General features: G+C 68.9%; 28 protein-coding genes and 1 pseudogene. 20 read left to right on the top strand and 9 right to left on the bottom strand.

Going from position 1 to position 23,341, the window contains the following annotated elements:
- Positions 1-63: 63 nt before the first annotated feature.
- On the bottom strand, positions 64-438 hold the full coding sequence (locus ACAG25_RS15985) for a hypothetical protein (RefSeq protein WP_370489437.1): 375 nt from the start codon (positions 436-438) through the stop codon (positions 64-66).
- Between the two features lie 176 nt (positions 439-614).
- On the opposite strand from ACAG25_RS15985, the gene dapB reads away from it, so the two are divergent.
- From dapB to ACAG25_RS15965, 4 genes and pseudogenes are all read left to right on the top strand, one after another.
- The gene (dapB, locus tag ACAG25_RS15980; RefSeq protein ID WP_370489436.1) at positions 615-1,352 is read left to right on the top strand and encodes a 4-hydroxy-tetrahydrodipicolinate reductase; all 738 of its coding nucleotides are present in this window, start codon (positions 615-617) and stop codon (positions 1,350-1,352) included.
- A complete protein-coding gene (locus tag ACAG25_RS15975) occupies positions 1,349-1,816 on the top strand; it encodes a hypothetical protein (RefSeq protein WP_370489435.1) in 468 nt (155 codons plus the stop codon). The genes dapB and ACAG25_RS15975 overlap by 4 nt, the downstream gene beginning before the upstream one ends.
- Before the next feature lie 50 nt (positions 1,817-1,866).
- Positions 1,867-2,271 carry a flavodoxin family protein gene (locus ACAG25_RS15970; protein WP_370489483.1) on the top strand — a complete coding sequence of 135 codons (405 nt, stop codon included), beginning with the start codon at positions 1,867-1,869 and terminating at the stop codon, positions 2,269-2,271.
- Positions 2,272-2,401: 130 nt separating this feature from the next.
- Positions 2,402-2,857: pseudogene (locus ACAG25_RS15965) on the top strand (hypothetical protein).
- Here the strand turns inward: ACAG25_RS15965 and ACAG25_RS15960 are convergent.
- Positions 2,854-3,591: a dienelactone hydrolase family protein gene (locus tag ACAG25_RS15960; RefSeq protein ID WP_370489434.1), complete on the bottom strand. Its 738-nt coding sequence runs from the start codon at positions 3,589-3,591 to the stop codon at positions 2,854-2,856. The pseudogene ACAG25_RS15965 and the gene ACAG25_RS15960 overlap by 4 nt on opposite strands.
- 43 nt (positions 3,592-3,634) lie before the next feature.
- Between ACAG25_RS15960 and ACAG25_RS15955 the strand changes: the two genes are divergently transcribed.
- From ACAG25_RS15955 to ACAG25_RS15920, 8 genes are read left to right on the top strand one after another with little or no spacing between them, the layout of a single operon-like run.
- Positions 3,635-4,435 carry a thymidylate synthase gene (locus tag ACAG25_RS15955; RefSeq protein ID WP_370489433.1) on the top strand — a complete coding sequence of 267 codons (801 nt, stop codon included), beginning with the start codon at positions 3,635-3,637 and terminating at the stop codon, positions 4,433-4,435.
- The gene (locus ACAG25_RS15950; RefSeq protein ID WP_370489432.1) at positions 4,432-4,911 is read left to right on the top strand and encodes a dihydrofolate reductase; all 480 of its coding nucleotides are present in this window, start codon (positions 4,432-4,434) and stop codon (positions 4,909-4,911) included. Before ACAG25_RS15955 ends, ACAG25_RS15950 begins: the two co-directional genes overlap by 4 nt.
- Complete coding sequence (locus ACAG25_RS15945; RefSeq protein WP_370489431.1) at positions 4,908-6,110, top strand: winged helix-turn-helix domain-containing protein; 1,203 nt, start codon at positions 4,908-4,910, stop codon at positions 6,108-6,110. Before ACAG25_RS15950 ends, ACAG25_RS15945 begins: the two co-directional genes overlap by 4 nt.
- Before the next feature lie 20 nt (positions 6,111-6,130).
- Positions 6,131-7,246: a diguanylate cyclase domain-containing protein gene (locus ACAG25_RS15940; RefSeq protein ID WP_370489430.1), complete on the top strand. Its 1,116-nt coding sequence runs from the start codon at positions 6,131-6,133 to the stop codon at positions 7,244-7,246.
- A gap of 8 nt (positions 7,247-7,254) precedes the next feature.
- Positions 7,255-8,145 (top strand): haloalkane dehalogenase, encoded by an 891-nt coding sequence (locus ACAG25_RS15935; RefSeq protein ID WP_370489429.1) that lies wholly within the window; start codon positions 7,255-7,257, stop codon positions 8,143-8,145.
- An 18-nt stretch (positions 8,146-8,163) separates the two neighbouring features.
- Positions 8,164-8,928 (top strand): FAD-dependent thymidylate synthase, encoded by a 765-nt coding sequence (gene thyX / locus ACAG25_RS15930; RefSeq protein ID WP_370489428.1) that lies wholly within the window; start codon positions 8,164-8,166, stop codon positions 8,926-8,928.
- A 51-nt stretch (positions 8,929-8,979) separates the two neighbouring features.
- Positions 8,980-9,882 carry a 4-hydroxy-tetrahydrodipicolinate synthase gene (gene dapA, locus ACAG25_RS15925; protein ID WP_370489427.1) on the top strand — a complete coding sequence of 301 codons (903 nt, stop codon included), beginning with the start codon at positions 8,980-8,982 and terminating at the stop codon, positions 9,880-9,882.
- Entirely contained in the window at positions 9,882-11,558 is a 1,677-nt protein-coding gene (locus ACAG25_RS15920) for a ribonuclease J (protein WP_370489426.1), read from the top strand. Before dapA ends, ACAG25_RS15920 begins: the two co-directional genes overlap by 1 nt.
- A gap of 4 nt (positions 11,559-11,562) precedes the next feature.
- Here ACAG25_RS15920 and ACAG25_RS15915 read toward each other — a convergent pair whose 3' ends face one another.
- The 4 genes from ACAG25_RS15915 to ACAG25_RS15900 all read right to left on the bottom strand — a co-directional run bounded on the left by ACAG25_RS15915 (position 11,563) and on the right by ACAG25_RS15900 (position 14,380).
- Positions 11,563-12,225 carry a response regulator transcription factor gene (locus tag ACAG25_RS15915; RefSeq protein ID WP_370489425.1) on the bottom strand — a complete coding sequence of 221 codons (663 nt, stop codon included), beginning with the start codon at positions 12,223-12,225 and terminating at the stop codon, positions 11,563-11,565.
- A 127-nt stretch (positions 12,226-12,352) separates the two neighbouring features.
- The gene (locus tag ACAG25_RS15910; RefSeq protein ID WP_370489424.1) at positions 12,353-13,225 is read right to left on the bottom strand and encodes an SAM-dependent methyltransferase; all 873 of its coding nucleotides are present in this window, start codon (positions 13,223-13,225) and stop codon (positions 12,353-12,355) included.
- 7 nt (positions 13,226-13,232) lie between these two features.
- On the bottom strand, positions 13,233-14,054 hold the full coding sequence (locus ACAG25_RS15905; RefSeq protein WP_370489423.1) for a mycofactocin-coupled SDR family oxidoreductase: 822 nt from the start codon (positions 14,052-14,054) through the stop codon (positions 13,233-13,235).
- Positions 14,055-14,065: 11 nt separating this feature from the next.
- Positions 14,066-14,380 carry a putative quinol monooxygenase gene (locus ACAG25_RS15900; protein WP_370489422.1) on the bottom strand — a complete coding sequence of 105 codons (315 nt, stop codon included), beginning with the start codon at positions 14,378-14,380 and terminating at the stop codon, positions 14,066-14,068.
- 171 nt (positions 14,381-14,551) lie between these two features.
- Here ACAG25_RS15900 and ACAG25_RS15895 point away from each other — a divergent pair, with 171 nt between their 5' ends.
- Positions 14,552-17,101 carry a DNA translocase FtsK gene (locus ACAG25_RS15895; protein ID WP_370489421.1) on the top strand — a complete coding sequence of 850 codons (2,550 nt, stop codon included), beginning with the start codon at positions 14,552-14,554 and terminating at the stop codon, positions 17,099-17,101.
- 74 nt (positions 17,102-17,175) lie between these two features.
- Here ACAG25_RS15895 and ACAG25_RS15890 read toward each other — a convergent pair whose 3' ends face one another.
- The gene (locus tag ACAG25_RS15890; protein ID WP_370489420.1) at positions 17,176-17,697 is read right to left on the bottom strand and encodes an amino-acid N-acetyltransferase; all 522 of its coding nucleotides are present in this window, start codon (positions 17,695-17,697) and stop codon (positions 17,176-17,178) included.
- 42 nt (positions 17,698-17,739) lie between these two features.
- Between ACAG25_RS15890 and pgsA the strand changes: the two genes are divergently transcribed.
- The 5 genes from pgsA to ACAG25_RS15865 all read left to right on the top strand — a co-directional run bounded on the left by pgsA (position 17,740) and on the right by ACAG25_RS15865 (position 20,982).
- On the top strand, positions 17,740-18,336 hold the full coding sequence (pgsA, locus tag ACAG25_RS15885; protein ID WP_370489419.1) for a CDP-diacylglycerol--glycerol-3-phosphate 3-phosphatidyltransferase: 597 nt from the start codon (positions 17,740-17,742) through the stop codon (positions 18,334-18,336).
- Entirely contained in the window at positions 18,314-18,802 is a 489-nt protein-coding gene (locus ACAG25_RS15880; RefSeq protein WP_370489418.1) for a CinA family protein, read from the top strand. The genes pgsA and ACAG25_RS15880 overlap by 23 nt, the downstream gene beginning before the upstream one ends.
- Positions 18,803-18,881: 79 nt before the next feature.
- On the top strand, positions 18,882-19,217 hold the full coding sequence (gene clgR / locus ACAG25_RS15875; protein ID WP_370489417.1) for a transcriptional regulator ClgR: 336 nt from the start codon (positions 18,882-18,884) through the stop codon (positions 19,215-19,217).
- Between the two features lie 108 nt (positions 19,218-19,325).
- Positions 19,326-20,144, top strand: a complete 819-nt coding sequence (gene pspA / locus ACAG25_RS15870; RefSeq protein WP_370489416.1) for a phage shock protein PspA — start codon at positions 19,326-19,328, stop codon at positions 20,142-20,144.
- A 19-nt stretch (positions 20,145-20,163) separates the two neighbouring features.
- Positions 20,164-20,982, top strand: coding sequence for a hypothetical protein (locus tag ACAG25_RS15865; RefSeq protein ID WP_370489415.1), 819 nt, complete (start codon positions 20,164-20,166; stop codon positions 20,980-20,982).
- Position 20,983: 1 nt separating this feature from the next.
- Here ACAG25_RS15865 and ACAG25_RS15860 read toward each other — a convergent pair whose 3' ends face one another.
- Complete coding sequence (locus tag ACAG25_RS15860; RefSeq protein WP_370489414.1) at positions 20,984-21,460, bottom strand: limonene-1,2-epoxide hydrolase family protein; 477 nt, start codon at positions 21,458-21,460, stop codon at positions 20,984-20,986.
- A 43-nt stretch (positions 21,461-21,503) separates the two neighbouring features.
- On the opposite strand from ACAG25_RS15860, the gene ACAG25_RS15855 reads away from it, so the two are divergent.
- Entirely contained in the window at positions 21,504-22,676 is a 1,173-nt protein-coding gene (locus ACAG25_RS15855) for a glycosyltransferase (RefSeq protein ID WP_370489413.1), read from the top strand.
- Between the two features lie 57 nt (positions 22,677-22,733).
- Entirely contained in the window at positions 22,734-22,880 is a 147-nt protein-coding gene (locus ACAG25_RS15850; RefSeq protein WP_370489482.1) for a DUF3046 domain-containing protein, read from the top strand.
- Positions 22,881-22,887: 7 nt separating this feature from the next.
- Here ACAG25_RS15850 and ACAG25_RS15845 read toward each other — a convergent pair whose 3' ends face one another.
- The gene (locus tag ACAG25_RS15845) at positions 22,888-23,331 is read right to left on the bottom strand and encodes a hypothetical protein (RefSeq protein WP_370489412.1); all 444 of its coding nucleotides are present in this window, start codon (positions 23,329-23,331) and stop codon (positions 22,888-22,890) included.
- Between the last annotated feature and the right edge of the window lie 10 nt (positions 23,332-23,341).

The raw sequence follows: 23,341 nt of genomic DNA, 5'->3' as shown, positions 1-23,341 counted from the left end.
ACTCCTTGAGGTCTTCTCTACCTGTGAAGTAATCGTGGCGGGCACGAAGTCACCGCTGTGGCGTCACGCCGCGGTCAGCGTCACGTTGTGCAGCGCGACCGCGACGTCGGTGGGCAGGATGTCGACGAAGGTCGGGGCGTCGCGCACCGCCGCGCCGGTGGCGATGATGTTGCCCGGCGAGGTTTCAGCACAAGGGAATTCGCGACACCGCAGCCATCGCCCCGGTGGACTCTGGTACGGGTGCATGCTCGGCGACTGGTCGACGCGATACCGTCCCGGCGCTATGTAGGTAGTCGCCCAGCCGTCGCGCGGCTGCGTGGTGACGCCGAAGACCCCGTTGCTGCCGTACACGGGGACTGCAGGGGCCGGTGCAGCCGTCGAAGTCGCGCACAGCAGCGCACCCGCCGCCAGAACGCTCAACCGCGCTGCGCTGCTCATTTTCCGAGGCTAACCCCGGTGGTGGCCCGTCGTCTCCGTCTTCGCCGAGGATGTCGCCGGCGCTGCTCATCGAGCGTGAATCGTCGGCGGAAAAACGCCGCGATCCTCGCCCTGGACGCACAGTCGGCGACTCGACCGGTCACTTCGATCAAGCGCGCTGCCGTTAGGGTGTGCCCATGCGAGTCGGAGTTCTGGGTGCCAAGGGCAAGGTCGGCGCGACGATGGTGGCCGGAGTCCAGGCCGCCGAGGACCTGACGTTCACCGTCGGCGTCGACGCGGACGACCCGTTGCCGTCGCTGGTCGACTCCCGGACCGAGGTGGTCATCGACTTCACCCATCCCAGCGTGGTGATGGACAACCTGAAGTTCCTGATCGACAACGGGATTCACGCCGTCGTCGGCACCACCGGCTTCACCGAGGAACGCCTCGACCAGGTCCGCAACTGGCTGGCGGACAAGCCGGACGTCTCGGTGCTCATCGCGCCGAACTTCGCCATCGGGGCGGTGCTGTCGATGCACTTCGCCCAGCAGGCCGCACGGTACTTCGAGTCCGTCGAGGTCATCGAACTGCACCACCCGCACAAGGCCGACGCCCCCTCGGGCACCGCGACCCGCACCGCGCGGCTGATCGCCGAGGCCCGAAAAGGGCTGCCGCCCAACCCCGATGCCACCAGCACCGGACTCGACGGGGCCCGCGGCGCCGACGTCGACGGCGTGCCGGTGCACTCGGTGCGACTGGCCGGGCTGGTCGCCCACCAGGAGGTGCTGTTCGGCACCGAGGGGGAGACCCTGACCATCCGGCACGACAGCATCGACCGCACCTCGTTCGTCCCCGGTGTACTGCTGGCCGTGCGCAAAGCCGCCGAACGCCCTGGATTGACCATCGGCATCGAGCCGCTGCTCGACCTGACATGAGCGACGGGGCGCGCGCACTGCGCATTCAACTGCTGATCGGCCTCATGTGCGCCGCGCTCGTCGTCTACTTCGTGCTGCTGGGCCGCATCGCCTGGAAGCTGCTCACCTCCGGGGAGCCCGCGGCGATCGGTCTCGGCGCCGCCCTGTCCGTGCTGCCCGTCATCGGCCTCTGGGCGATGATCGCGACGCTGCGTGCCGGCCTGGCCCATCAGCGGCTGGCACGCCTGGCCGCCGACGAGGGACTCGAGCTCGACGTCAGTGACCTGCCGCGCCGCCCGTCGGGTCGGATCGAGCGCGCCGCCGCCGACGCGCTGTTCGAACAGGTCCGCGACGAAGTCGAAGCCGACCCCGGCAACTGGCGTCGCTGGTACCGCCTGGCCCGTGCCTACGACTACGCGGGGGACAGGTCACGGGCCAGAGAGGCGATGAAGAAGGCGGTCGAGTTGGAGGAGGCCGCACGGTGAGCCGCACACTGCTGATCGTCCACCACACGCCGTCGCCGCACTGCCAGGAGATGCTCGAGGCAGTGGTGTCGGGTGCGACCGATCCCGACATCGAGGGCGTCGACGTCGTCCGGCGCCCGGCGTTGTCGGTGTCGACGACCGACTGGCTCGAGGCCGACGGCTATCTGCTGGGCACACCCGCCAACCTGGGCTACATCTCGGGTGCCCTCAAGCACGCGTTCGACCACTCGTACTACCCGATGCTCGACGCGACCGGCGGCCGGCCGTTCGGGCTCTACATCCACGGCAACGAGGGCACCGAGGGTGCCGAACGCGCGGTCGACGGCATCACCGCCGGGTTGGGCTGGGAGCGGGTCGCCGAGACCGTGGTGGTGGCGGGCAAACCCACGAAAGAGGACCTGGAGGCCTGCTGGAATCTCGGGGCCACCGTCGCCGCCGGGCTGATGGACGGCTGATCTCGGGGTGAGAGCAGATCGCCGACACGCTGGAGCTCAAAGCTCCTCTGGGCGCCGCTATGCGCGACCATGCCTATGAGCTCGGCAGCGCGCCGGCCGCGAGGTTGATGGAACCGACGGAGGACCCCCGATGCCCGGATTCGCAGAATTCGCCCTGGCCGGCGCGCCGATCGCCGGGGGAGCGTTGCTCGGTCTGGCCGCCGGCAGTCTCAAGGGTCCCGACGTGCGCGGCAACATCGCCGCCGACATGGACCTGCTCGAACGGATACCCGAAGACCAGGTGCACCGGCGCGCCGAACTGCAACGCGTCATCGACCTGCGCATCGACGGGTTGATCGCCGGCATCGACAAGAACCGCTAGCTGCGGGAGATGGCGCTGTCCTACCGGGGCAACTGGCGCGACATCGTGGTGTTCGTCTGCGCGGTCCTGTTCACCGTCGTGTGGTGGAACGTCGACCACGACCGGACGAACTGGCTGGTGATGTTCGTGGTGCTGATCCTGCTGTCGGTGCTGGCCGGTTTCTACGCCGCGCGCGGCATCGCCGGCAGCCTGTCGGGCTACCTGGGCGCCCGGCGAAAACGCTAGGACAGGTGCGCGGCGAAGAACGAGCGCATCGCCTCCCAATGGGTCTCGGCGGCCTGCTCGTCGAACGGCGCGTTGTCGGGAACGGCGAACCCGTGCATCGCCGGATACCACTCGATGGTGTGCTGCACGCCCGCGTCGCTGAGTGCCTTGTCCAGGGTCTCGGCGTCCTTCTTGGTGAAGGCCCGGTCGTCCTTGGCCCCACCGACGTACACCGCCGCCCCGATGCGATCGGCCAGCAGATGGGGGCTGTCGGGTTCCTCGGTCACCAATCCGCCGCCGTGGAAGGACATCGCCGCGGCCACCCGCTGCGGTACCCGGCCCGCGACGATCAGCGACGTGCGTCCACCCATGCAGTAACCCGTGGTCCCGAACGACTCACCGGTCACCTCCGGGCGCGCGGCGAGGTAGTCGAAGAAGGCGCCGGCGTCGGCGGTCATGAACTCCGGCGTCACCTTCGAGATCATCGAGAACAACCGCTGACGCTCATTCGGGTCGCCGAACACCGTCGCCATCGAGAACGGGGCCCAGTCGCCGTCGCGGTAGTACACGTCCGGAAGCAGAACCGCGTAGCCGAAGCCCGCCAGGCGGTCGGCCATCGCCCGAAACGTCTCGCGCACGCCCCCGGCGTCGGGGTACATCACGATCCCGCGCCACGGGCCATCGCCATCGGGGGTGTGCAGGCTGACCGGGCAGGAACCGTCGGGAGTCGTCACGGTGTCGGTGATCGTCGGCATGGGTTCCGTTGTACTCCATATCAGCCGACGTAAGCTGAACCGCGTGCCGATCCCCACCCCCTACGAGGACCTTCTTCGCCTGGTGCTCGACACCGGCGTCGCGAAATCCGATCGGACCGGTACCGGGACCCGCAGCGTCTTCGGCCATCAGATGCGCTACGACCTCAACGCCGGCTTCCCGCTGATCACCACCAAGAAGGTGCACACCAAGTCGATCGTCTACGAGTTGCTGTGGTTTCTGCGCGGCGACTCCAACGTGCGGTGGCTGCAGGAGCGCGGAGTCACCATCTGGGACGAATGGGCCTCACCCGCCGGTGATCTCGGCCCCGTCTACGGGGTGCAGTGGCGGTCCTGGCCGACCCCCGACGGCCGGCACATCGACCAGATCAGCGCGGCACTCGAGCTGCTCAGGACCGACCCCGACTCCCGGCGCAACATCGTCTCGGCGTGGAACGTGGGTGAGATCCCGCAGATGGCGTTGCCCCCGTGTCATGCGTTCTTCCAGTTCTACGTCGCCGACGCAAAGTTGTCGTGCCAGCTGTATCAGCGCAGCGCCGACCTGTTCCTCGGGGTCCCGTTCAACATCGCCAGCTACGCGCTGCTGACCCACATGATGGCCGCGCAGGCAGGCCTGGGCGTGGGAGAGTTCATCTGGACCGGGGGAGACTGCCACATTTACGACAACCACGTCGACCAGGTCACCGAACAGCTGTCCCGCCAACCGCGTCCCTACCCGGAACTGGAGTTGGCGCAACGTGATTCGATCTTCGACTACACCTATGAAGACGTCGTGATCAAGAACTACGATCCGCACCCGGCGATCAAGGCCCCGGTGGCGGTGTGAGCCTGGGACTGATCTGGGCGCAGTCGACATCGGGGGTGATCGGACGTGACGGCGGCATCCCGTGGCGGCTGCCCGAGGACCTGGCGCGGTTCAAGGAGCTGACCATGGGCCACACCGTCATCATGGGCCGGTTGACGTGGGAATCGCTGCCGGCGTCGGTGCGTCCGCTGCCCGGCCGGCGCAACGTGGTGGTCAGCCGGCAGCGCGGGTATCGGGCCGACGGCGCCGAGGTCGTGTCCGATCTGGCGGACGCACCGTTGGATGACGCGTGGGTGATCGGTGGAGCCCAGATCTACGGCCTGGCGATGCCCCTTGCGACGCGCTGTGAGATCACCGAGGTCGACCTCGATTTGCGCCGGGAGGACCACGACGTGCTCGCCCCGATGCTCGACGAGACGTGGACCGGCACCGAAGGCGAATGGCAGGACAGCTCGGCGGGGTTGCGCTACCGGTTCTACACCTTCGTTCGTTCATGACCCTGACCGCTGCCCAGGCGCGTCGTATCGCCCTGGCAGCACAGGGTTTTCACGAGGAGAAGCCCACCGCAGCGGTCACCCGTGCCCATCTGAAACGGTTGATCGGACGGGTGCAGCTGCTGCAGCTCGACTCGGTGTCGGTGTCGGTGCGCGCCCATTACGCCCCGGTGTTCAGCCGGCTCGGACCCTACGACCGCGATCTGCTCGACCGCGCCGCGTGGAGCCACTCGACGCGATCGCCACGGCTGCTGGTGGAGTACTGGGCGCACGAGGCGGCGCTGATGTCGGTCGACGACTGGCCTCTGATGAGGTGGCGGATGCGCGAGTACACCCACGGCCGGTGGGGCACCGAGATCGTCAGGCGCAACCCGAAGCTCGCCGAGGACATCGTCGCCGCGGTCACCGAACTCGGCCCGTCGACGGCCGGACAGATCGAGGCCCACCTGGAAGCGGAACCACGCCGGCGCAAAGGTCCCTGGTGGGACCGCAGCGACACCAAGTGGGTGGCCGAGGCCCTGTGGTCGTCAGGAGTGCTGACCACCGCCACCCGAGTCGGGTTCGCCCGGCACTACGACCTGGCCGAACGGGTGCTGCCCGCCGACGTCTTCCACCGCCGCGTCGACGAGGACGACGCCATCCGCGAACTGGTGTTGCGCGCAGCGACGGCGCTGGGCGTGGCTACCGAAGCCGACCTGCGCGACTACTTCCGGCTGGCGGCTCGTCAGGTCAAGCCCGCGATCGCCGACCTGGTCGCTGCCGGCGAGCTCGAACCGGTCGAAGTCGACGGATGGACCGCGCCGGCGTATCTGCGCGCCGGTCAACCCATCCCGCGCCGCGACCGCGGTACCGCGCTGCTGTGTCCGTTCGATCCGCTGATCTTCTTCCGGCCCCGGGTCGAGCGGTTGTTCGCGTTCGTCTACCGTCTGGAGGTCTACACCCCCGCGCCCAAACGACAGTTCGGGTACTACGTGTGGCCTTTTCTGCTCGACGGACAACTGGTGGGCCGCGTCGACCTGAAACGCACCGAGGGGGCGCTCCATGTGGTCGGTGCGTTCGCCGAGGACGGCGTCGACACCGCACGGGTGGTCGCTGCCCTGGCCGGCGAACTCCAGACGATGGCCGGTTGGCTGGGATGTGACGACGTGGTCGTCGGGGAGCGCGGTGAGCTCGCGGCCGCACTCGGTTTTGCATTGAATTGACGGTCGAGTATGAAACTCCTATGGAGGCAGCGCGGCGCTGGTGGCGCCAGCCCGATCAGTTCGACTGGTTCACCGTCTATCTGCGCGACCGCGGTCTTCAGACGCAGTGGCGCCTGGCCACCTCCGGCTTCACCGCCCTCCTGGCCGCGCTGCCCGTCATGTTGCTGGCCAGTCCGGCGGGACCCGACCACGCCTCCAGTCGTGCGGTGGCCGTCGGGGCCGCGGCGTGCGGGTTAGGGGCGTCGGTGCTGTGGCTGCGCCGGTGGCCGACGCGCAACCAGTCGATGATCTACAACTTCGTCTGTTCGGTCAGCATCGCTGCGATGTGTCTGGCGATGTCGAGCCCCTACAGCGGGCTGGTGGGGTGTTGTCTGTTTGCGGCGGTCGGCGGATTCCTCGCCTACTTCCACGCGCTGAGCCACATGCTGATCAATCTCGGTGTCGCGCTGGTCTGCACCGCCGTCACCGCGACCCGGATGGTGGTCGACACCGGCGACGTGGTGCTGACCGTCGGGACCGTCCTGATGGTGCTGTCGTTGAACATCGGGGTTCCGTTCGGGGTCCAGTCGCTGGTGCACGCGCTGCGCACGGATCTGCGCAACGCCGACCGCGACCCGCTCACCGGACTTCTCGACCGGCGCGGCTTCTACGGCGCCGTGTGCGAGCTGATGGCGCGACGCTCCCCGGGGCAGTGCCTGAATGTCACGATGGTCGATCTCGACGACTTCAAGCTGATCAACGACACCCTCGGTCACGCGGCCGGAGACCACGTGCTGGTCGAGGTCGCCGAGGTGCTGCGCGCGACCTGTCATCCCGACGCGGCCCTCGGCCGACTCGGCGGCGAGGAGTTCGTGATCGCCGACATCGATCCACTCGCCCGGCATGCCGCCACCGTCGAGCGCATCAGAAGTGGCGTCGCCGGTCTTCCCGTCGGGGTGACCGCGAGTTTCGGTACCTGCACCGTGACCGCCGAACCCGGCGCCACCCGGGAACTGACGGACTTCGTCGACGACATCATCCGCGTCGCCGACGCAGCCATGTACCGGTCCAAGCGCGCCGGAGGCGATCGGATCAGCCACGACCACTTCGACGCTGTCCCCGCAGAACCGGGACGCGGTGTCGGCCGGGCTGATTGACTGGCCCGGTGGACGTCGTACGCACCCCGGATGAGCGCTTCGCCGACTTGCCCGGTTACCGCTTCGCGCCGCGGTATGTCGACGTCGACGGTCTGCGGATGCACTATCTCGACGAGGGTCCACGCGACGGCGAGACCGTTCTGCTGCTGCACGGGGAACCGTCGTGGAGTTACCTGTACCGCACCATGATTCCCGTCCTCGTCGACGCCGGGCTGCGTGCGGTGGCCGTCGATCTGGTCGGGTTCGGTCGCAGCGACAAGCCGACCCGCCGCGAGGACTACACCTACCAGGCTCACGTCGACTGGACCTGGGGCGCGGTGGAGGCGATCGGCCTGGCCGCGGTGACGCTGGTCTGCCAGGACTGGGGCGGCCTGATCGGGCTGCGACTGGTCAGCGAGCACCCCGACCGGTTCGCCCGGGTGGTCGCGGCCAACACCAGCCTGCCCACCGGCGACCAGCATCCCGGTGAGGCGTTCCTGGCGTGGCAGCGGTTCAGCCAGGAGACACCCGATTTCCCGGTCGGGCAGATCGTCGACGGCGGTTGCGTGTCCACGCTGTCGCCGGAGGTCATCGCCGCCTACGACGCACCGTTTCCCGACGACACCTACAAGGCGGGTGCGCGGCAGTTCCCGACGCTGGTGCCCACCGCTCCCGACGACCCCGCCGCGGAGGCCAACCGCGCCGCGTGGGCGGGTCTGCGGACTTACGAACGGCCGTTCCTGTGCGCGTTCTCCGATTCCGACCCCATCACCCGCGGTGCGGATGCGCCGTTGCGCAAGCTGATTCCGGGTGCCGCGGGCCGGCCGCACACCACGATCGCCGGCGGCGGACACTTCCTGCAGGAAGACAAGGGCCCCGAACTGGCGTCGGTGGTCGTCGACTTCGTGCAGACGAACTGACCGCTAGGCTTTGACGCCGTGGCCGAGATCGCGCCGATGCGTGTGCAGTTGATCGCCAAGACCGAGTTCTTCGCGCCGCCGGACGTGCCGTGGAGTACCGACGCCGACGGCGGTCAGGCGCTCACCGAGTTCGCCGGCCGTGCCTGCTACCAGAGCTGGGACAAACCCAACCCCCGCACCGCGACCAACGAGTCCTACCTGCGCCACGTCATCGACGTCGGGCACCTCTCGGTGCTCGAGCACGCCTCGGTGTCGTTCTACGTCACCGGCATCTCCCGTTCGTGCACGCACGAACTGGTGCGCCACCGGCACTTCTCCTACTCCCAGCTGTCGCAGCGGTACGTGCCCGAGCACGAGGCGCAGGTCGTGGCTCCGCCGGGGATCGACGACGATCCCGAGCTCATGAGGATCCTGGCCGAGGCCGCCGACGCCGGCCGTGCCGCCTACCAGCAGCTGCTGGCGCGGCTGGAGGCCAAGCTCGTCGGCGATCACCCCGAGACGAGCTCGGCGATCCTGCGCCGCAAGCAGGCGCGCCAGGCCGCCCGCGCCGTGCTGCCCAACGCCACCGAGACCCGCATCGTCGTCACCGGCAACTATCGCGCGTGGCGGCACTTCATCGCGGTACGCGCCAGCGAACACGCCGACGTCGAGATCCGCCGCCTGGCTATCGCATGCCTGCGGCAGCTGACCGACGTCGCACCCGCAGTGTTTTCCGACTTCGAGATCACCGTGTTGGCCGACGGCACCGAGGTCGCCACCAGCCCACTGGCAACCGAGGTGTGAGGACCCGAATGCATTCGTGGCAGCCGCTGTCCACCGGGTAACCTACTGCGCGTGAGTACCAGCGGCTTCGACGTCACCGCCCGATTGGGCACTTTGTTGACCGCGATGGTGACTCCGTTCAAATCCGACGGCAGCCTCGATCTCGAAACCGCAGCTCGGCTGGCCGTACGGCTGGTCGACGCCGGCTGCGACGGGCTGGTGCTCTCGGGCACCACCGGTGAGTCGCCGACCACCACCGACGACGAGAAGATCGCATTGTTGCGCACCGTGGTCGACGCCGTCGGCGACCGCGCCAGGATCGTCGCCGGCGCCGGCAGTTATGACACCGCGCACAGTGTGCATCTGGCAAAGGCCTGCGCGGACGCCGGTGCGCACGGGCTGCTCGTGGTCACGCCGTACTATTCGCGCCCGCCGCAGTCGGGTCTGGTCGGGCATTTCACGGCGGTGGCCGATGCCACCGACCTGCCCGTGATCCTCTACGACATCCCGCCGCGGTCGATCGTGCCGATCGCCTGGGACACCATGCGCATCCTGGCCCGGCACCCCAACATCGTCGCGGTCAAAGACGCCAAGGCCGATCTGCCCGGTGCGGCGCAGACCATGGCCGAGACCGGGTTGGCGTACTACTCGGGCGACGATGCGCTGAACCTGCCGTGGCTGGCCATGGGTGCGGTCGGCTTCATCAGCGTGTGGGGCCATGTGGCGGCAGGCCAGCTGCGAGATCTGTTGACGGCCTTCAATTCCGGGGACATCGCGACCGCCCGCAAAATCGCGGTCACGCTGACCCCCCTCAACGCGGCCCAGCACCGTCTCGGCGGTGTCACGCTGTCCAAGGCCGGGCTGCGGCTGCAGGGATTCGACGCCGGCGAGCCCCGCCTGCCGCAGATGCCCGTCGACGACGAGCAGCTGCAGGAACTGATCGCCGACATGCGCGCTGCGGCGGTGCTTCGGTAGTGGAAACCGCGCTGACCCCACCCGGACCGTTGGACCCGGGCGGCCTGCGCGTGACCGCGCTCGGCGGCATCGGTGAGATCGGCCGCAACATGACGGTCTTCGAACACCTCGGCCGGCTGCTGATCGTCGACTGCGGCGTGCTGTTCCCCACGCACGACGAACCCGGCGTGAACCTGATCCTGCCCGATATCCGGCACGTCGAGGATCGTCTCGACGACGTCGAGGCGATCATCGTCACCCACGCCCACGAGGACCACATCGGCGCGATCCCGTTCCTGTTGAAACTACGGCCCGACATCCCGGTGGTGGGCTCGAAGTTCACCCTGGCGCTGGTCAGCGAGAAGTGCCGCGAACACCGCATCAAACCCGTGCTCGTCGAGGTGGCCGAGCGGCAGAGCACCACCCACGGGGTGTTCGAGTGCGAGTACTTCGCGGTCAACCACTCGATACCCGGCTGTCTGGCCATCGGGATCCACACCGGCGCGGGCACGGTCCTGCACACCGGCGACATCAAACTCGATCAGCTGCCCCTCGATGGCCGCCCGACCGATCTGCCCGGCATGTCGAGACTCGGTGACGCCGGAGTCGACCTGTTCCTGTGCGACTCGACGAACTCCGAAATCCCCGGCGTCGGACCGTCGGAGAGCGAGGTGGGGCCCGCCCTGCACCGCCTGATCCGCGGCGCACAGGGGCGGGTGATCGTCGCGTGCTTCGCGTCCAACGTCGACCGGGTTCAGCAGATCATCGACGCGGCGGTGGCGTTGGGCCGGCGGGTGTCGTTCGTGGGCCGTTCGATGGTGCGCAACATGGGCATCGCGCGCGAACTGGGATATCTGCGGGTGGCCGACGAGGACGTCCTCGACATCGGCGCCGCGGAGATGATGCCGGCCGACCGGGTCGTGCTGATCACCACCGGGACGCAGGGCGAACCGATGGCCGCGTTGTCGCGGATGTCGCGCGGAGAGCATCGCAGCATCACGCTCACCGACGGCGATCTGATCATCCTGTCGTCGTCCCTGATCCCCGGCAACGAGGAGGCGGTGTTCGGCGTCATCGACGCGCTCGCCAAGATCGGCGCCCGGGTCGTCACCAATCAACAAGCGCGCGTTCATGTTTCAGGCCACGCCTACGCCGGGGAGCTGCTGTTCCTCTACAACGGCGTGCGGCCGCGCAACGTGATGCCGGTGCACGGCACCTGGCGCATGCTGCGCGCCAACGCCGCGCTGGCGGCACGTTCGGGGGTACCCGAGGAGAACATCGTGCTCGCCGAGAACGGCGTCAGCGTCGATCTGGTGGCGGGCCGTGCCCGCGTGGCCGGCGCCGTGCCGGTCGGCAAGGTGTTCGTCGACGGACTGGTCACCGGCGACGTCGGTGACGCGACTCTCGGAGAGCGGCTGATCCTGTCGTCGGGATTCGTCGCCGTAACCGTCGTGGTCCGACGCGGCACCGGGAAGCCGGCGGCGCCGGCGCACCTGCACTCGCGCGGGTTCTCCGAGGACCCCAAGGCGCTCGAACCCGCGGCGCGCCGGGTCGAGGCCGAGCTGGAGAACCTGGCCGCCCAGAACGTCACCGATCCGAGCCGCATCGCGCAGGCCGTGCGCCGTGCCGTGGGCAAGTGGGTGGGGGAGACCTACCGGCGCCAGCCGATGATCGTGCCGACGGTCATCGAGATCTGACCGGTCACACCGCTTCGAGCCGGTACCCGAGACCGCGAAGGGTCACGAAGCGCTGCGCGCCGAGCTTGCGCCGCAGATACCGGACGTAGACGTCGACGACGTTGGAGCCCGGTTCGTGGTTCTGTCCCCAGACCTGACGGAGCAGCTGCTCGCGGGTGAGCACCTGTCCGGGATGGCGCAGGAACGTCTCCGCCAACGCGCATTCGCGCGCGGAGAGGTCCACCACGTAGTCGCCCACGTGGGCGCGGCGGGTGCGCAGGTCCAGGCGCAGATTGCCGTACTTGAGCTCGGTGACCTCACGGGGGCGCGACCGCCCGATATGGCGCCGGACCCGCGACAACAGTTCCTCGAAGCGAAACGGCTTGCCCAGGCAGTCGTCGGCGCCGCTGGCCATGCTGGCGTGGAAATCCGACGTGCTGTTGCGCGACGACAGCATGATCACGGCGATCGGGTTGCCCTCCTGGCGGAGCCGCCGCAACACCGTCAGACCGTCCATCTTCGGCAGCCCGATGTCGAGGATCAGCACCTGGTGGTTGCCGCGCCGCGCCAGCGAGTACGCGGAAGGGCCGTCGGCGACCACGGTGGTCGAGAAACCCTGGCCCTCGAGGCCACGCTTGACGAACGACGAGATGCGCGGTTCGTCCTCCGCGATCAGAATGGCCGCCACGATCCCGTGACCTCGGTCGGCTCCGTCATGACTCACCCCCGGCACAGAAATCCCCGTCCGGTGTGTTGCAGATCACCGGATGCAAGCCAGCCTACGCGCTTCGGCCCGCGTACAGCGCGAACGGCGGTCAACGTTCGGCCAGGGCCATCCACTCGATCGGCGAAGCCGACAGGACGCGTCCGGTCGGCCGAATGTAGGTGTCGCGGTAGTAGCCGGGGCCGACCTGTTCGACCAGCCGCCAACCGTGCTCGGCGAGCATCTCGCCCAGTTCCTCGGGAACCATGCCGGTCTTCCACAGTCGGGTGCGCTGGCGGAAACGGCGGTACAGCGCGTCCGCGCCGTGCAGCGCGGTGCCGTCGACGAAGTCCTGGCGGATGTAGGAGAACACCAGTCGGCTGCCGGGTGGCACCGCGCTCAGCGCCGTCAGCGTGGCCGCCACGGCTTCGGCGCTCAGGTACTGGGTGACGCCCTCCCAGATGATGAAAGCGCGCTGATCGCGACGGTATCCGTGGGACTCCAGGGCCGCCATCAGGTCGTCGGTCTCGAGGTCGGCGCCGACGAGGTGGATCGACGGGGGGACGTCGCCGGTGATCCGTTGCAGCACCGCGCGCTTGTGATCGACTGCCTCGGCCCGGTCCACCTCGTAGACGGGGAGATCACCGTGGCGGGCGATACGGCAGCCGCGGGTGTCCAGACCGGCGCCCAGCACGATGACGCAGTCGGTTTCGTTCAGCGGATCCGACAACCGTTCGTCGATGTAACGCTTGCGGCACGCGATGGCCGCCCAGATGCCCGGCGCCCGACGTTCGGCGGCTGCGAACACCGCACGGCGCAGCCACGCGGTCCGCGTCAGGCGCACCAGCGCGCGGGCCCGGGCCGGCAGGAACGCGGCGGCGAGGTCGTCGTCGACCAGACGCCGACCCGCGGGTTCGTGCTGTTCGATGGCCGCCAGGGTCATCGGTCCCAGCGCGGTGCGCGCAACCCCGTCCGGCCGCGTCATGACCGGATCAAAGCTTGTTCACGAACCCGGCATCGACCGGCAGGGTGATGCCGGTGACGTATCGCGCGGCGTCGGAGACCAGCCAGAACACCGCGTTGGCGATGTCCTCGGCTTCGAGGGTCTGCACGGGCATCGGGTTGCCCATGTCCGGTCCGCCCTGCTGCTGTTCTTGGGCGGCCCCCTGCAGCCAGGCCCGCGTGAACTCGTTGTCGATCATCGGGGTGTTGACCCCGGCCGGGTGTACCGAGTTGACGCGGATGCTGTGCGGCGCAAGGAAGTTCGCGTACACCCGCATCAGGCCGACGATGCCGTGCTTGGCGGCGACGTAGCCGACCGAGCCGGCGACAGGGGAGCCCAGACCGACCAGGCCCGCCACCGAGCTGGTCAGCACGATCGCGCCCCCGTTACCGAACTTGATCATCGGCTTGTACGCCACGTCGACGGTGTTGTAGACGCCGGTGAGGTTCACGTCGAGCACGTCCTGCCACGCGTCGGTCGCGGCCATGGGCGCGATGCCGGCGTTGGCGATGACGATGTCGAGTCGGTCGCCGAGCCTGGCGGTGCCGTCGCGCAGGGCGGCCTTGACGGCGTCGCGGTCTCGGACGTCGGCCTGATGGGCGACGATGCGCGCCCCGGTGTCCTCGACCAACTTGACGGTCTCGGCCAGGTCGTCGGGCGTGGCCAACGGGTAGGGCACGGAATCGATCTGTCCGCACAGGTCCAGCGCGATGATGTCGGCTCCTGCGGCCGCCAGCTTCACCGCGTGCGCCCGGCCCTGTCCGCGCGCCGCACCGGTGATGAAAGCGACCTTGCCGGTGAACTCACCCATGGTGATGAAGCCTAGGGCCGCAGCTGACCTTTGCCGGGATCCCCGGCCACGACCGGCGCCAGCATCTTGATGTCCGGCGCACCGTCGAGGTGGTCGCCGATCGCGCCGAACAGGGTGCCGATCGCGGGGGCGCTGCTGTGGGCCTGCAGCGCATCGGCGTCGGCCCACTGCTCGACGAAGACGAAGGTGCCGTCGGTCTCGTGCAGTGCGTACAGCTGGCATCCGGGCTCGTCGTGAACAGCCTCGACGGCCTTGGTGCAGGCGTCCCGGACCACGTCCACGGACTCTGCTTTGGCCTTCATGGTGGCGACGACGACGACGGGCATGGCACTCCTGATTTCGGCGCGGGTCCGACCGACGGCGTAGGTCGGAACTGAACAGCTCACACCGTACTGTCTGCTGCCGACAACGCAGCCGTCCCGACACCGGGCCGACACCGATTTGTGACTAGTGTGGCTGATGGTCCTTCTGAGGTCATTGCGACTAGGCTGAGAGGCATGCCTAGTAAGACCGCGGCCCGCTCGTCTGCCCGTCCGACCAGGTCAAAGGCGGGGCAACGGAGCAAGGGGCGGCCCAGTCGCCCGGCCGCGCCGCGCCGCAAACCAGCCCGCCGGAACCCGTCGGTGGTCTCCGCGGCCGGGTCAGCGGTGGGCCGTGGTATCCGCGCCGGATGGTTCATGCTCGCGCGCGGCGTCGGCAGCACGGCCCGCTCGGTGGGCCGCGCACGCGATCTCGAACCAGGCCACCGGCGCGACGGACTGGCCTTGGCGCTGCTCGGTCTGGCCGTGGTGGTCGCCGCCAGTTCCTGGTACGACGCCGCCCGACCGGTCGGCGCCTGGATCGACTCGTCGATCAGGGTGCTGGTCGGCTCCGCGGTGGTGCTCGTCCCCCTCGTGCTGGCGGTGCTCGGCGTGGTGCTGATGCGCTCCGAGCCCGAGCCGGAGACCCGGCCACGCCTGATTCTCGGCGCGACGATGATCGGCCTCCCAGTCCTGGGCCTGTGGCATCTGTGGTCGGGTTCGCCGCTGGACCCGCAGGCGCGGGAGCACGCCGCGGGATTCCTCGGTTTCGCGATCGGCGGCCCATTGGCCGACGGGGTGACGGTGTGGATCGCCGCACCGCTGCTGGTCATGGCGGCGCTGTTCGGTGTGCTGTTGCTGACCGGCACCACGATCCGTGATGTGCCTGCGACCCTGCACGACATGTTCACCACCCGCTGGCGTGGCGACTACGACTACGACTACGACTACGACTACGACTACGACTACGACGACGATTACGACGACGACCGGAACCCGGCCGGCGACGACTTCTCCGATGGTTACTACGACGAAGAACCCGTCGACGCCGAGCAGTCCTGGCCGACAGCGAGTCAGCCCACCGTGCCGCTGACCTTGCCCGCCGGCTCGCCGATGGACAACTACCCACTCGACGAAGACACCGCAGCCCCCGCCGCCGTCGCAGAACCGGCCCCGCGCACCCGCAAGAAGGCGGCGCGCAAGGAACCCGAGCTGACGCTGGACCGCGTCGTCGAAGGGCCCTACACGCTGCCGCCGCTGGATCTGCTGATCGCCGGGGAGCCGCCGAAGCGCCTGACCTCGGCCAACCAACAGATGACCAATGCGATCACTTCCGTGCTGCAGCAGTTCAAGGTCGACGCCGCCGTCACCGGGTGCACCCGCGGGCCGACCGTGACCCGCTACGAGGTCGAACTCGGCCCCGGGGTCAAGGTCGAGAAGATCACCGCCCTGCACCGCAACATCGCCTACGCCGTGGCCACCGAGAGCGTGCGCATGCTGGCGCCGATCCCGGGCAAGTCGGCCGTCGGTATCGAGGTGCCCAACACCGACCGCGAGATGGTGCGCCTGGCCGACGTGCTGACCGCGCCGGAGACCCGCCGCGACCACCACCCGCTGGTGATCGGGTTGGGCAAGGACATCGAGGGCGACTTCATCTCGGCCAACCTCGCCAAGATGCCGCACCTGCTGGTCGCCGGGTCCACCGGTTCCGGCAAGTCCAGCTTCGTCAACTCGATGCTGGTGTCGCTGCTGGCGCGCGCCACCCCCGAGGAGGTCAGGATGATCCTGATCGACCCGAAGATGGTGGAGCTGACGCCGTACGAGGGCATCCCGCACCTGATCACACCGATCATCACCGAACCCAAGAAGGCCGCCGCCGCGCTGGCCTGGCTGGTCGAGGAGATGGAACAGCGCTACCAGGACATGCAGGCCTCGCGGGTGCGCCACATCGACGTCTTCAACGAGAAGGTGCGCAACGGCGAGATCACCGCGCCGCTGGGCAGCAAGCGCGAGTACAAGCCGTACCCGTACATCCTGGCCATCGTCGACGAGCTCGCCGACCTGATGATGACCGCGCCCCGCGACGTCGAGGACGCGATCGTGCGCATCACCCAGAAGGCGCGCGCCGCCGGCATCCACCTGGTGCTGGCCACCCAGCGTCCGTCGGTGGACGTGGTCACCGGGCTGATCAAGACCAACGTGCCGTCGCGGTTGGCGTTCGCGACGTCCTCGCTGACCGACAGCCGAGTCATCCTCGACCAGCCCGGTGCGGAGAAGCTGATCGGCATGGGCGACGGGCTGTTCCTGCCGATGGGGGCGGGCAAGCCGATCCGGCTGCAGGGCGCGTTCATCACCGACGAGGAGATCCAGGCGGTCGTCAACGCCACCAAGGATCAGGCCGAGCCCGAGTTCGTCGAGGGCGTCACCGCGGTCAAGGCCGGCGAACGCAAGGACGTCGACCCCGACATCGGCGACGACATGGACGTGTTCCTGCAGGCCGTCGAGCTGGTGGTCTCCTCGCAGTTCGGCTCGACCTCGATGCTGCAGCGCAAGCTGCGCGTCGGCTTCGCCAAGGCCGGCCGCCTGATGGATCTGATGGAGACCCGCGGCATCGTCGGGCCCTCGGAGGGGTCCAAGGCGCGCGAGGTGCTCGTCAAACCCGACGAGCTGGCCGGCACGCTGGCGCTGATCCGCGGCGGCTCCGACGCCACCGGCGCGGACGCATCCGACGACGAGCCCGACTTCTAACCGCCGAACTTGCATTCCACGCGCGTCAAAACGCGACTTGACGCGCGTGGAACGCAATTTCGGCGCTCGGACCTCTAGAGGGTCAGCAGCATCCGGGTGTTGCCGAGAATGTTGGGCTTCACGTAGGACAGGTCGAGGAACTCGGCCACGCCGGTGTCGTATGAGCGGCACATCTCCTCGTACACCTCGGCGGTCACCGGCGTCCCGTCGATCTCGACGAAACCGTGCCGGCTGAAGAACTCCACCTCGAAGGTCAACACGAAGATCCGCTGCAGACGCAGCTCGGAGGCAACGCTGAGAAGCTGCTCGACGATGCGGTGCCCGACGCCGCGGCCGCGCGCCTTGGGATGCACGGCCACCGTGCGCACCTCCCCGAGGTCGGACCACAGGACGTGCAGCGCACCGCAGCCGATCACCTCGCCGGCATCCTCGGCGACCCAGAACTCCTGCACGGCCTCGTACAGGTTCACCAGGTTCTTCTCGAGCAGGATCTTGCCCGCATAGATGTCGACCAGCGACTTGATCGCAGGGACATCGGAGGTGCGTGCGCGCCGTACCGAAATGCCGTCGACGGTCGCGTCCCCAGCTGCGCTCACACACCGAAGAGTATCGGTACGGGCAACCAGTATTCTGTGTCGGTGCCGGGCCAACCACATACCGACCCTGTGGTCCCGCGCGCTCGAGTGGCGAACGTCGCAAACGCCCTCACGGGTGTGCGGTTCATCCTGGTCCCGGTTTTCCTGTTCGCGCTGTTCGCCGGCGACGGTCACGAAACCTTCTGGCGGATAACCGCATTCGTGGTGTTCGTAACAGCGGTGATCACCGACCACCTCGACGGCGCGCTGGCGCGCAGTTACGGCATGGTCACCGAGTTCGGAACCTTGGCCGACCCGTTGGCCGACAAGGCGCTCATCGGCGCCGCGCTGATCGGGCTGTCGATGCTCGGCGACCTGCCGTGGTGGGTGACCGTGGTCATCCTGGTCCGCGAACTCGGTGTCACCGCATTGCGCTTCGCGGTGTTGCGTCGCGGAGTCATTCCGGCCAGCCGCGGCGGCAAGCTCAAGACCCTCGTCCAGGGGGTCGCGATCGGACTGTTCGTGCTGCCGCTGTCGGGTGCGTGGCTGACGGCCGCCTGGATCATCATGCTCGTCGCGGTGGTGCTCACCGTGCTCACCGGTGTGGACTATTTCGTCTCGGCCTGGCGGGATGCGCGTGGACGATCCGCTGCTCACTGACGACGTGCGCGCCCTGGTCGCCGATCTGACCGTGCGCCGCGAAACCGTCGCGACCGCCGAGTCGCTGACCGCGGGGTTGCTGGCGGCCACCCTGGCCGGGGTGCCCGGCGCCAGCGCGGTCCTGCGCGGAGGGCTGGTCACCTACACCGCGGAGACCAAGGCCACGCTCGCCGGAGTGCCGACCACGGTGCTCGACGAGGAGGGCCCCGTCGCCGAGCCGACCGCACGGGCGCTGGCCGTCGGCGCACGGCAGCGATGCGGGGCGACCTGGGGCGTCGGCCTGACCGGCGTGGCCGGTCCCGAACCCCACGGCGGCCACCCGGTCGGCACGGTGTTCGTCGGCGTCGCCGGTCCGGTCGCCACCACCGTGGAACATCTGACGCTGTCCGGCAGCCGCTGGGACATCCGGGTGGCCGCGGTGTACGCGGCCGTGCGGGTGTTGCATGCCGCACTTTCGCGCCCGTGACGCCGATCCGGGAACCATCTGCGCGTCCTGGCGCGTTGGCTTTGAGAACGCCCAAGACCTAGCAGACAAGGAGTGCGCGATGGGGGTATTGCTGCGCGAGGTGATCGGCGACGTGCTGCGGCGCGCCCGTGTCGAGCAGGGACGCACGCTGCGCGAAGTGTCGGACTCAGCGCGCGTGAGCCTCGGATATCTCTCCGAGGTCGAGCGCGGACGTAAGGAAGCCTCCTCCGAGCTGCTGGGTGCCATCTGCGGCGCGCTGGCAGTACCGCTGTCCCGGGTGCTCAGCGCCGCCGGCGACGAGATGGCCGCAGAAGAGTCGCGGGAGACGGCGTCGCGCGACGAGGCCGGTGCCGCCCACATCGACGCCGCGACCAAGGTGGTCATCCCGCAGGCCGTGTCGATGGCTGTGGCGTGATCGATGGGCCCGGCGGGGGTGCGATGATCTGCTCGCAACAGATAAGTTGGGAACATTGCACGTGCCCAGCTCAGCTGAGCGTTCGACACACGAAGGCGGAATGAACTCATGGCCAATCCGTTCGTCAAGGCGTGGAAGTACCTCATGGCGCTGTTCAGCTCCAAGGTCGACGAATACGCCGATCCGAAGGTGCAGATCCAGCAGGCCATCGAAGAAGCTCAGCGCCAGCACCAGGCCCTGACCCAGCAGGCGGCCTCGGTCATCGGCAACCAGCGTCAGCTGGAGATGAAGCTGAACCGTCAGCTCGCCGACATCGAGAAGCTGCAGGCCAATGTGCGCCAGGCGCTCACGCTGGCAGATCAGGCCGTGGCCAACGGCGACGCCAACAAGGCCACCGAGTACAACAACGCCGCCGAGGCGTTCGCCGCGCAGTTGGTGACCGCCGAGCAGAGCGTCGAGGACCTCAAGACGCTGCATGATCAGGCGTTGCAGGCGGCCGGACAGGCCAAGAAGGCCGTCGAGCAGAACGCGATGGTGCTGCAACAGAAGATCGCCGAGCGCACCAAACTGCTGTCCCAGCTCGAACAGGCCAAGATGCAGGAACAGGTCAGCGCCTCGCTGCGCTCCATGACGGAGATCGCCGCGCCCGGCAACACGCCCAGCCTCGACGAGGTCCGCGACAAGATCGAGCGGCGCTACGCCGACGCGATGGGATCGGCCGAGCTGGCGCAGAACTCGGTGCAGGGACGCATGATGGAGGTGCAGCAGGCCAGCGTGCAGATGGCCGGCCATTCGCGCCTCGAGCAGATCCGGGCGTCGATGCGCGGCGAGCAATTGCCCACCGGCGGGACCGCGGCACCCAACCAGACCCCGGCCACCCCCGCAGCGAGCCCCAACCCGGCACCGGAAAACCCGCTGTCGCAATAACATTCCCAGGACCAGAGCAGTGACCACTCACGTCGGCAAGCGGCCCACCAGGCGTCCGTTGCTCCAGCGCGGCATCGACACCGCTGCCGAGTGGTCGGAGCTGCTCGCCGACAAGCTGCACGCCGCGGCCGACCCGCGCGCGAAGCTGCTGCGCAAACGGCGCTGGGCGTTCCGGCTCGGTGTGTTCTTCGCGCTGTCGTCGGTGTTCTGGGTCGGGGTGACGGCGCTGCTCGCATCCTGGAGCACGCCGGTGTGGGCGTTGTTCATCCCGTCGCCGATCGCGGTCGGTGCGGCGTTTCTGGCCACGCTCGCGTTCCTGCGCCATCGCTGGTTGCGCGGTGAGCCGCTGCCCCCGCCGCGCACCCGCGCGGCGCGTCGTCTGCCGCCGCCCGGGTCGGCTGCGCGCGGGCCGATGACGTCGCTGGCCTCCTCGGAGCGCGGATTGTTCTCACTGCTGGGTGTGCTCGAACGCGGGCGGATGCTGCCCGCCGACGAACTCCGCGAGATCCGGGTGGCTGCCGAGCAGACCGCGGCGACGATGGCCGCCACGGCGGCCGAGGTGACGTCGATGGAACGCACGGTCAAAGCGTCCCCGCAGTCGCGTCCGCACCTGGCGCCGACCATCGCGGCGTTTACCGCCCAGCTGGATCGCGGCGCCCGCCAATACGACGAAATGGTCTGTGCTGCAGCGCAGTTGGTCTCGGCGACCAACTCCGGTGCATTGTCGAGCTCACCGATGTCGCAGCGTCGCTACCGCGAGCAGTTGACCTCGGCCACCGATCGGCTGGGCGGTTGGGCTCAGGCGTTCGACGAGCTGGGCCGGCTGCGCGGCGCCTGACTCAGAACGTTGGGCGCAGGGCCGGGACGACCAGCCCGGCCACCGCGCGTAACGGCGCTTTGATCATGCAGTCGACGGCGTCGAAGTAATCGCGCCACAGTGTGATCCGGCCGTCGCGGACCTCGAAGCGACCGCACACCCAGAACTGCAGCCGCAGCGGACCGAAGATGATCGCGTCGGTGCGTTCGGTGAGCACCGTGTCGCCTTCGACGGCGATGCTGTGGAACTTCACCGCGAATCCCATGCTGCCCTGGGAGCGGCGCAGCAGCTTCATGATCCGGGCGCGTCCGCGCAGCGACGGCAGACCCACGTTCTGCCACAGCAGTTCCGGGGCGGCCAGCGATTCGAACGTGTCGAGGTCGGAGTCGGCGAGGGCGAACAGGAACTTCTGGACGAGATCGGCATTGTCGGTGGCGTCGGGCCGCGCCGGGGTGGTGGACGCCGCCGGCGCCGGTGTGTTCGGAGCCTGATCGGTCATAGCGCTCGAGCCTAGTGGCGGATGCTGTGGCAGGGTAGTCCGCATGCGTGTAGCGGTCGTGGCAGGCCCCGATCCCGGACACGCGTTCCCGGCGCTGGCGCTGTGTCTGCGCTTCGCCGCCGCGGGCGACACCCCGACCCTGCTCACCGGCACCCGCTGGCTGGAATTGGCCCGCGCGCACGGTGTCGACGCGGTCGAACTGGCCGGACTGGACCCGACTGCGGTCGATGACGACACCGACGCCGGCGCCAAGATCCACCAGCGGGCGGCCCGGATGGCGGTGCTCAACCGTGAGCCCATCGCCGCGCTGCGTCCTGACCTGGTGGTCTCCGACTCGATCACGGTGTGTGGCGGGTTGGCCGCCGAACTGCTGGGCGTGCGGTGGGTGGAGCTCAACACCCATCCGCTGTACCGGCCGTCGAAGGGCCTGCCGCCGATCGGCAGCGGCCTCGCGCCCGGCGTCGGACTACGCGGACGGCTGCGCGACGCGGTGCTGCGCGGTCTGAGCGCCCGATCCTGGCGTGCGGGACTGCGGCAGCGGGCCGAGGCGCGCGCCGGCATCGGCCTGCCCGCCGAGGATCCGGGGCCGCTGCGCCGACTGATCGCGACACTGCCGGCCCTGGAGGTACCGCGCCCGGATTGGCCGGCCGAAGCCGTCGTGGTGGGGCCCCTGCACTTCGAGCCGACGACGACGGTGCTCGACCTGCCGCCCGGTGACGGTCCGGTGGTGGTGGTCGCACCGTCGACCGCGACCACCGGTGCCGACGGTCTGGGCCAGGTGGCCCTGCGCACCCTGGTGCCCGGCGAGGTGCTGCCGGCCGGGTCGCGGGTGGTGGTCTCGCAGCTCGACGGCCCACACGGGGAGGTGCCGCCGTGGGCGGTGGTCGGACTCGGCCGCCAGGACGAACTACTGGCCGCGGCGGATCTGCTGATCTGCGGCGGCGGGCACGGCACGGTCGCCAAGGCGCTGCTGGCCGGTGTGCCGATGGTGGTGGTGCCCGGCGGTGGTGATCAGTGGGAGATCGCCAATCGTGTTGTGCGCCAAAGAAGTGCCGAGCTGATTCGACCGTTGAGCGGGGAGGCGTTGGCGGCGGCGGTGGGCAAGGTGCTCGGCTCGCCGGGCTACCGTGATGCCGCGCGGCGGGCCGGAGCCACGGTGGCCGATGTCGCCGATCCGGTACGGGTGTGCCATGACGCACTGGCGGGTTCCGCGTAGTTTGGGCGTGTGCGGCTGACGGAGTTCCACGAGCTGGTGGAGGGGCAGTTCGGCGCGATGCGGGCGTCGTCGATGCTGGTCGACCATGTGCTGACCAGCCTGGGCGGGCGGACGGCCGCCCAAGCCATCGAGGACGGGGTCGAGCCGCGTCAGGTGTGGCGGGCGTTGTGCGCGGACTTCGACGTGCCGCGCGACCAGTGGTGAATGGAGGTCAGCGCTTGTCCTCTCCTCGCCCGGTTCCCGGGGTGTGGGACGGTCCGACTCTGTCGTCCGCGAGATCGCGTTCGGTGGTCTGCGCCGCGGGCTGCTCCTGCGCGGGCGACGCGGTAGCCCCTTCCGGGGTGTCCTCCGGGGCGTGCGACTTGAAGTCCGGATCTGTCACGGGACGCGTCGCCCCGGCGGTGCGGGCGCCTGTTTCCCGCGGGCTTTTGTCGGTGTCTGTTCCCGTGGTTCGACCCTCGTAGGGCGGGACCGCGGGTTCGACGTCGCGCGGCGGGCTCGTCGTGAACCCGGTCTCGAAATCGGCCTCTCCGGGTTCGCCGTACTGAGGGACGGATTCGTCTCCCTTGATCGCGCCCGCCGGCCGGTCTGCCGGTCCGCCGGACGGTTGGTCTGATCCGGTATCGCGTGATCCTCGTTCTGCCGGCTTGTTCATCGGTAACTCC

This window comes from Mycobacterium sp. pV006 (genome assembly GCF_041287115.1).
Classification (GTDB): domain Bacteria; phylum Actinomycetota; class Actinomycetes; order Mycobacteriales; family Mycobacteriaceae; genus Mycobacterium.
The sequence above is the reverse complement of the archived record's forward strand: the minus strand, read 5'-3'. Positions and strand labels throughout refer to the sequence as shown.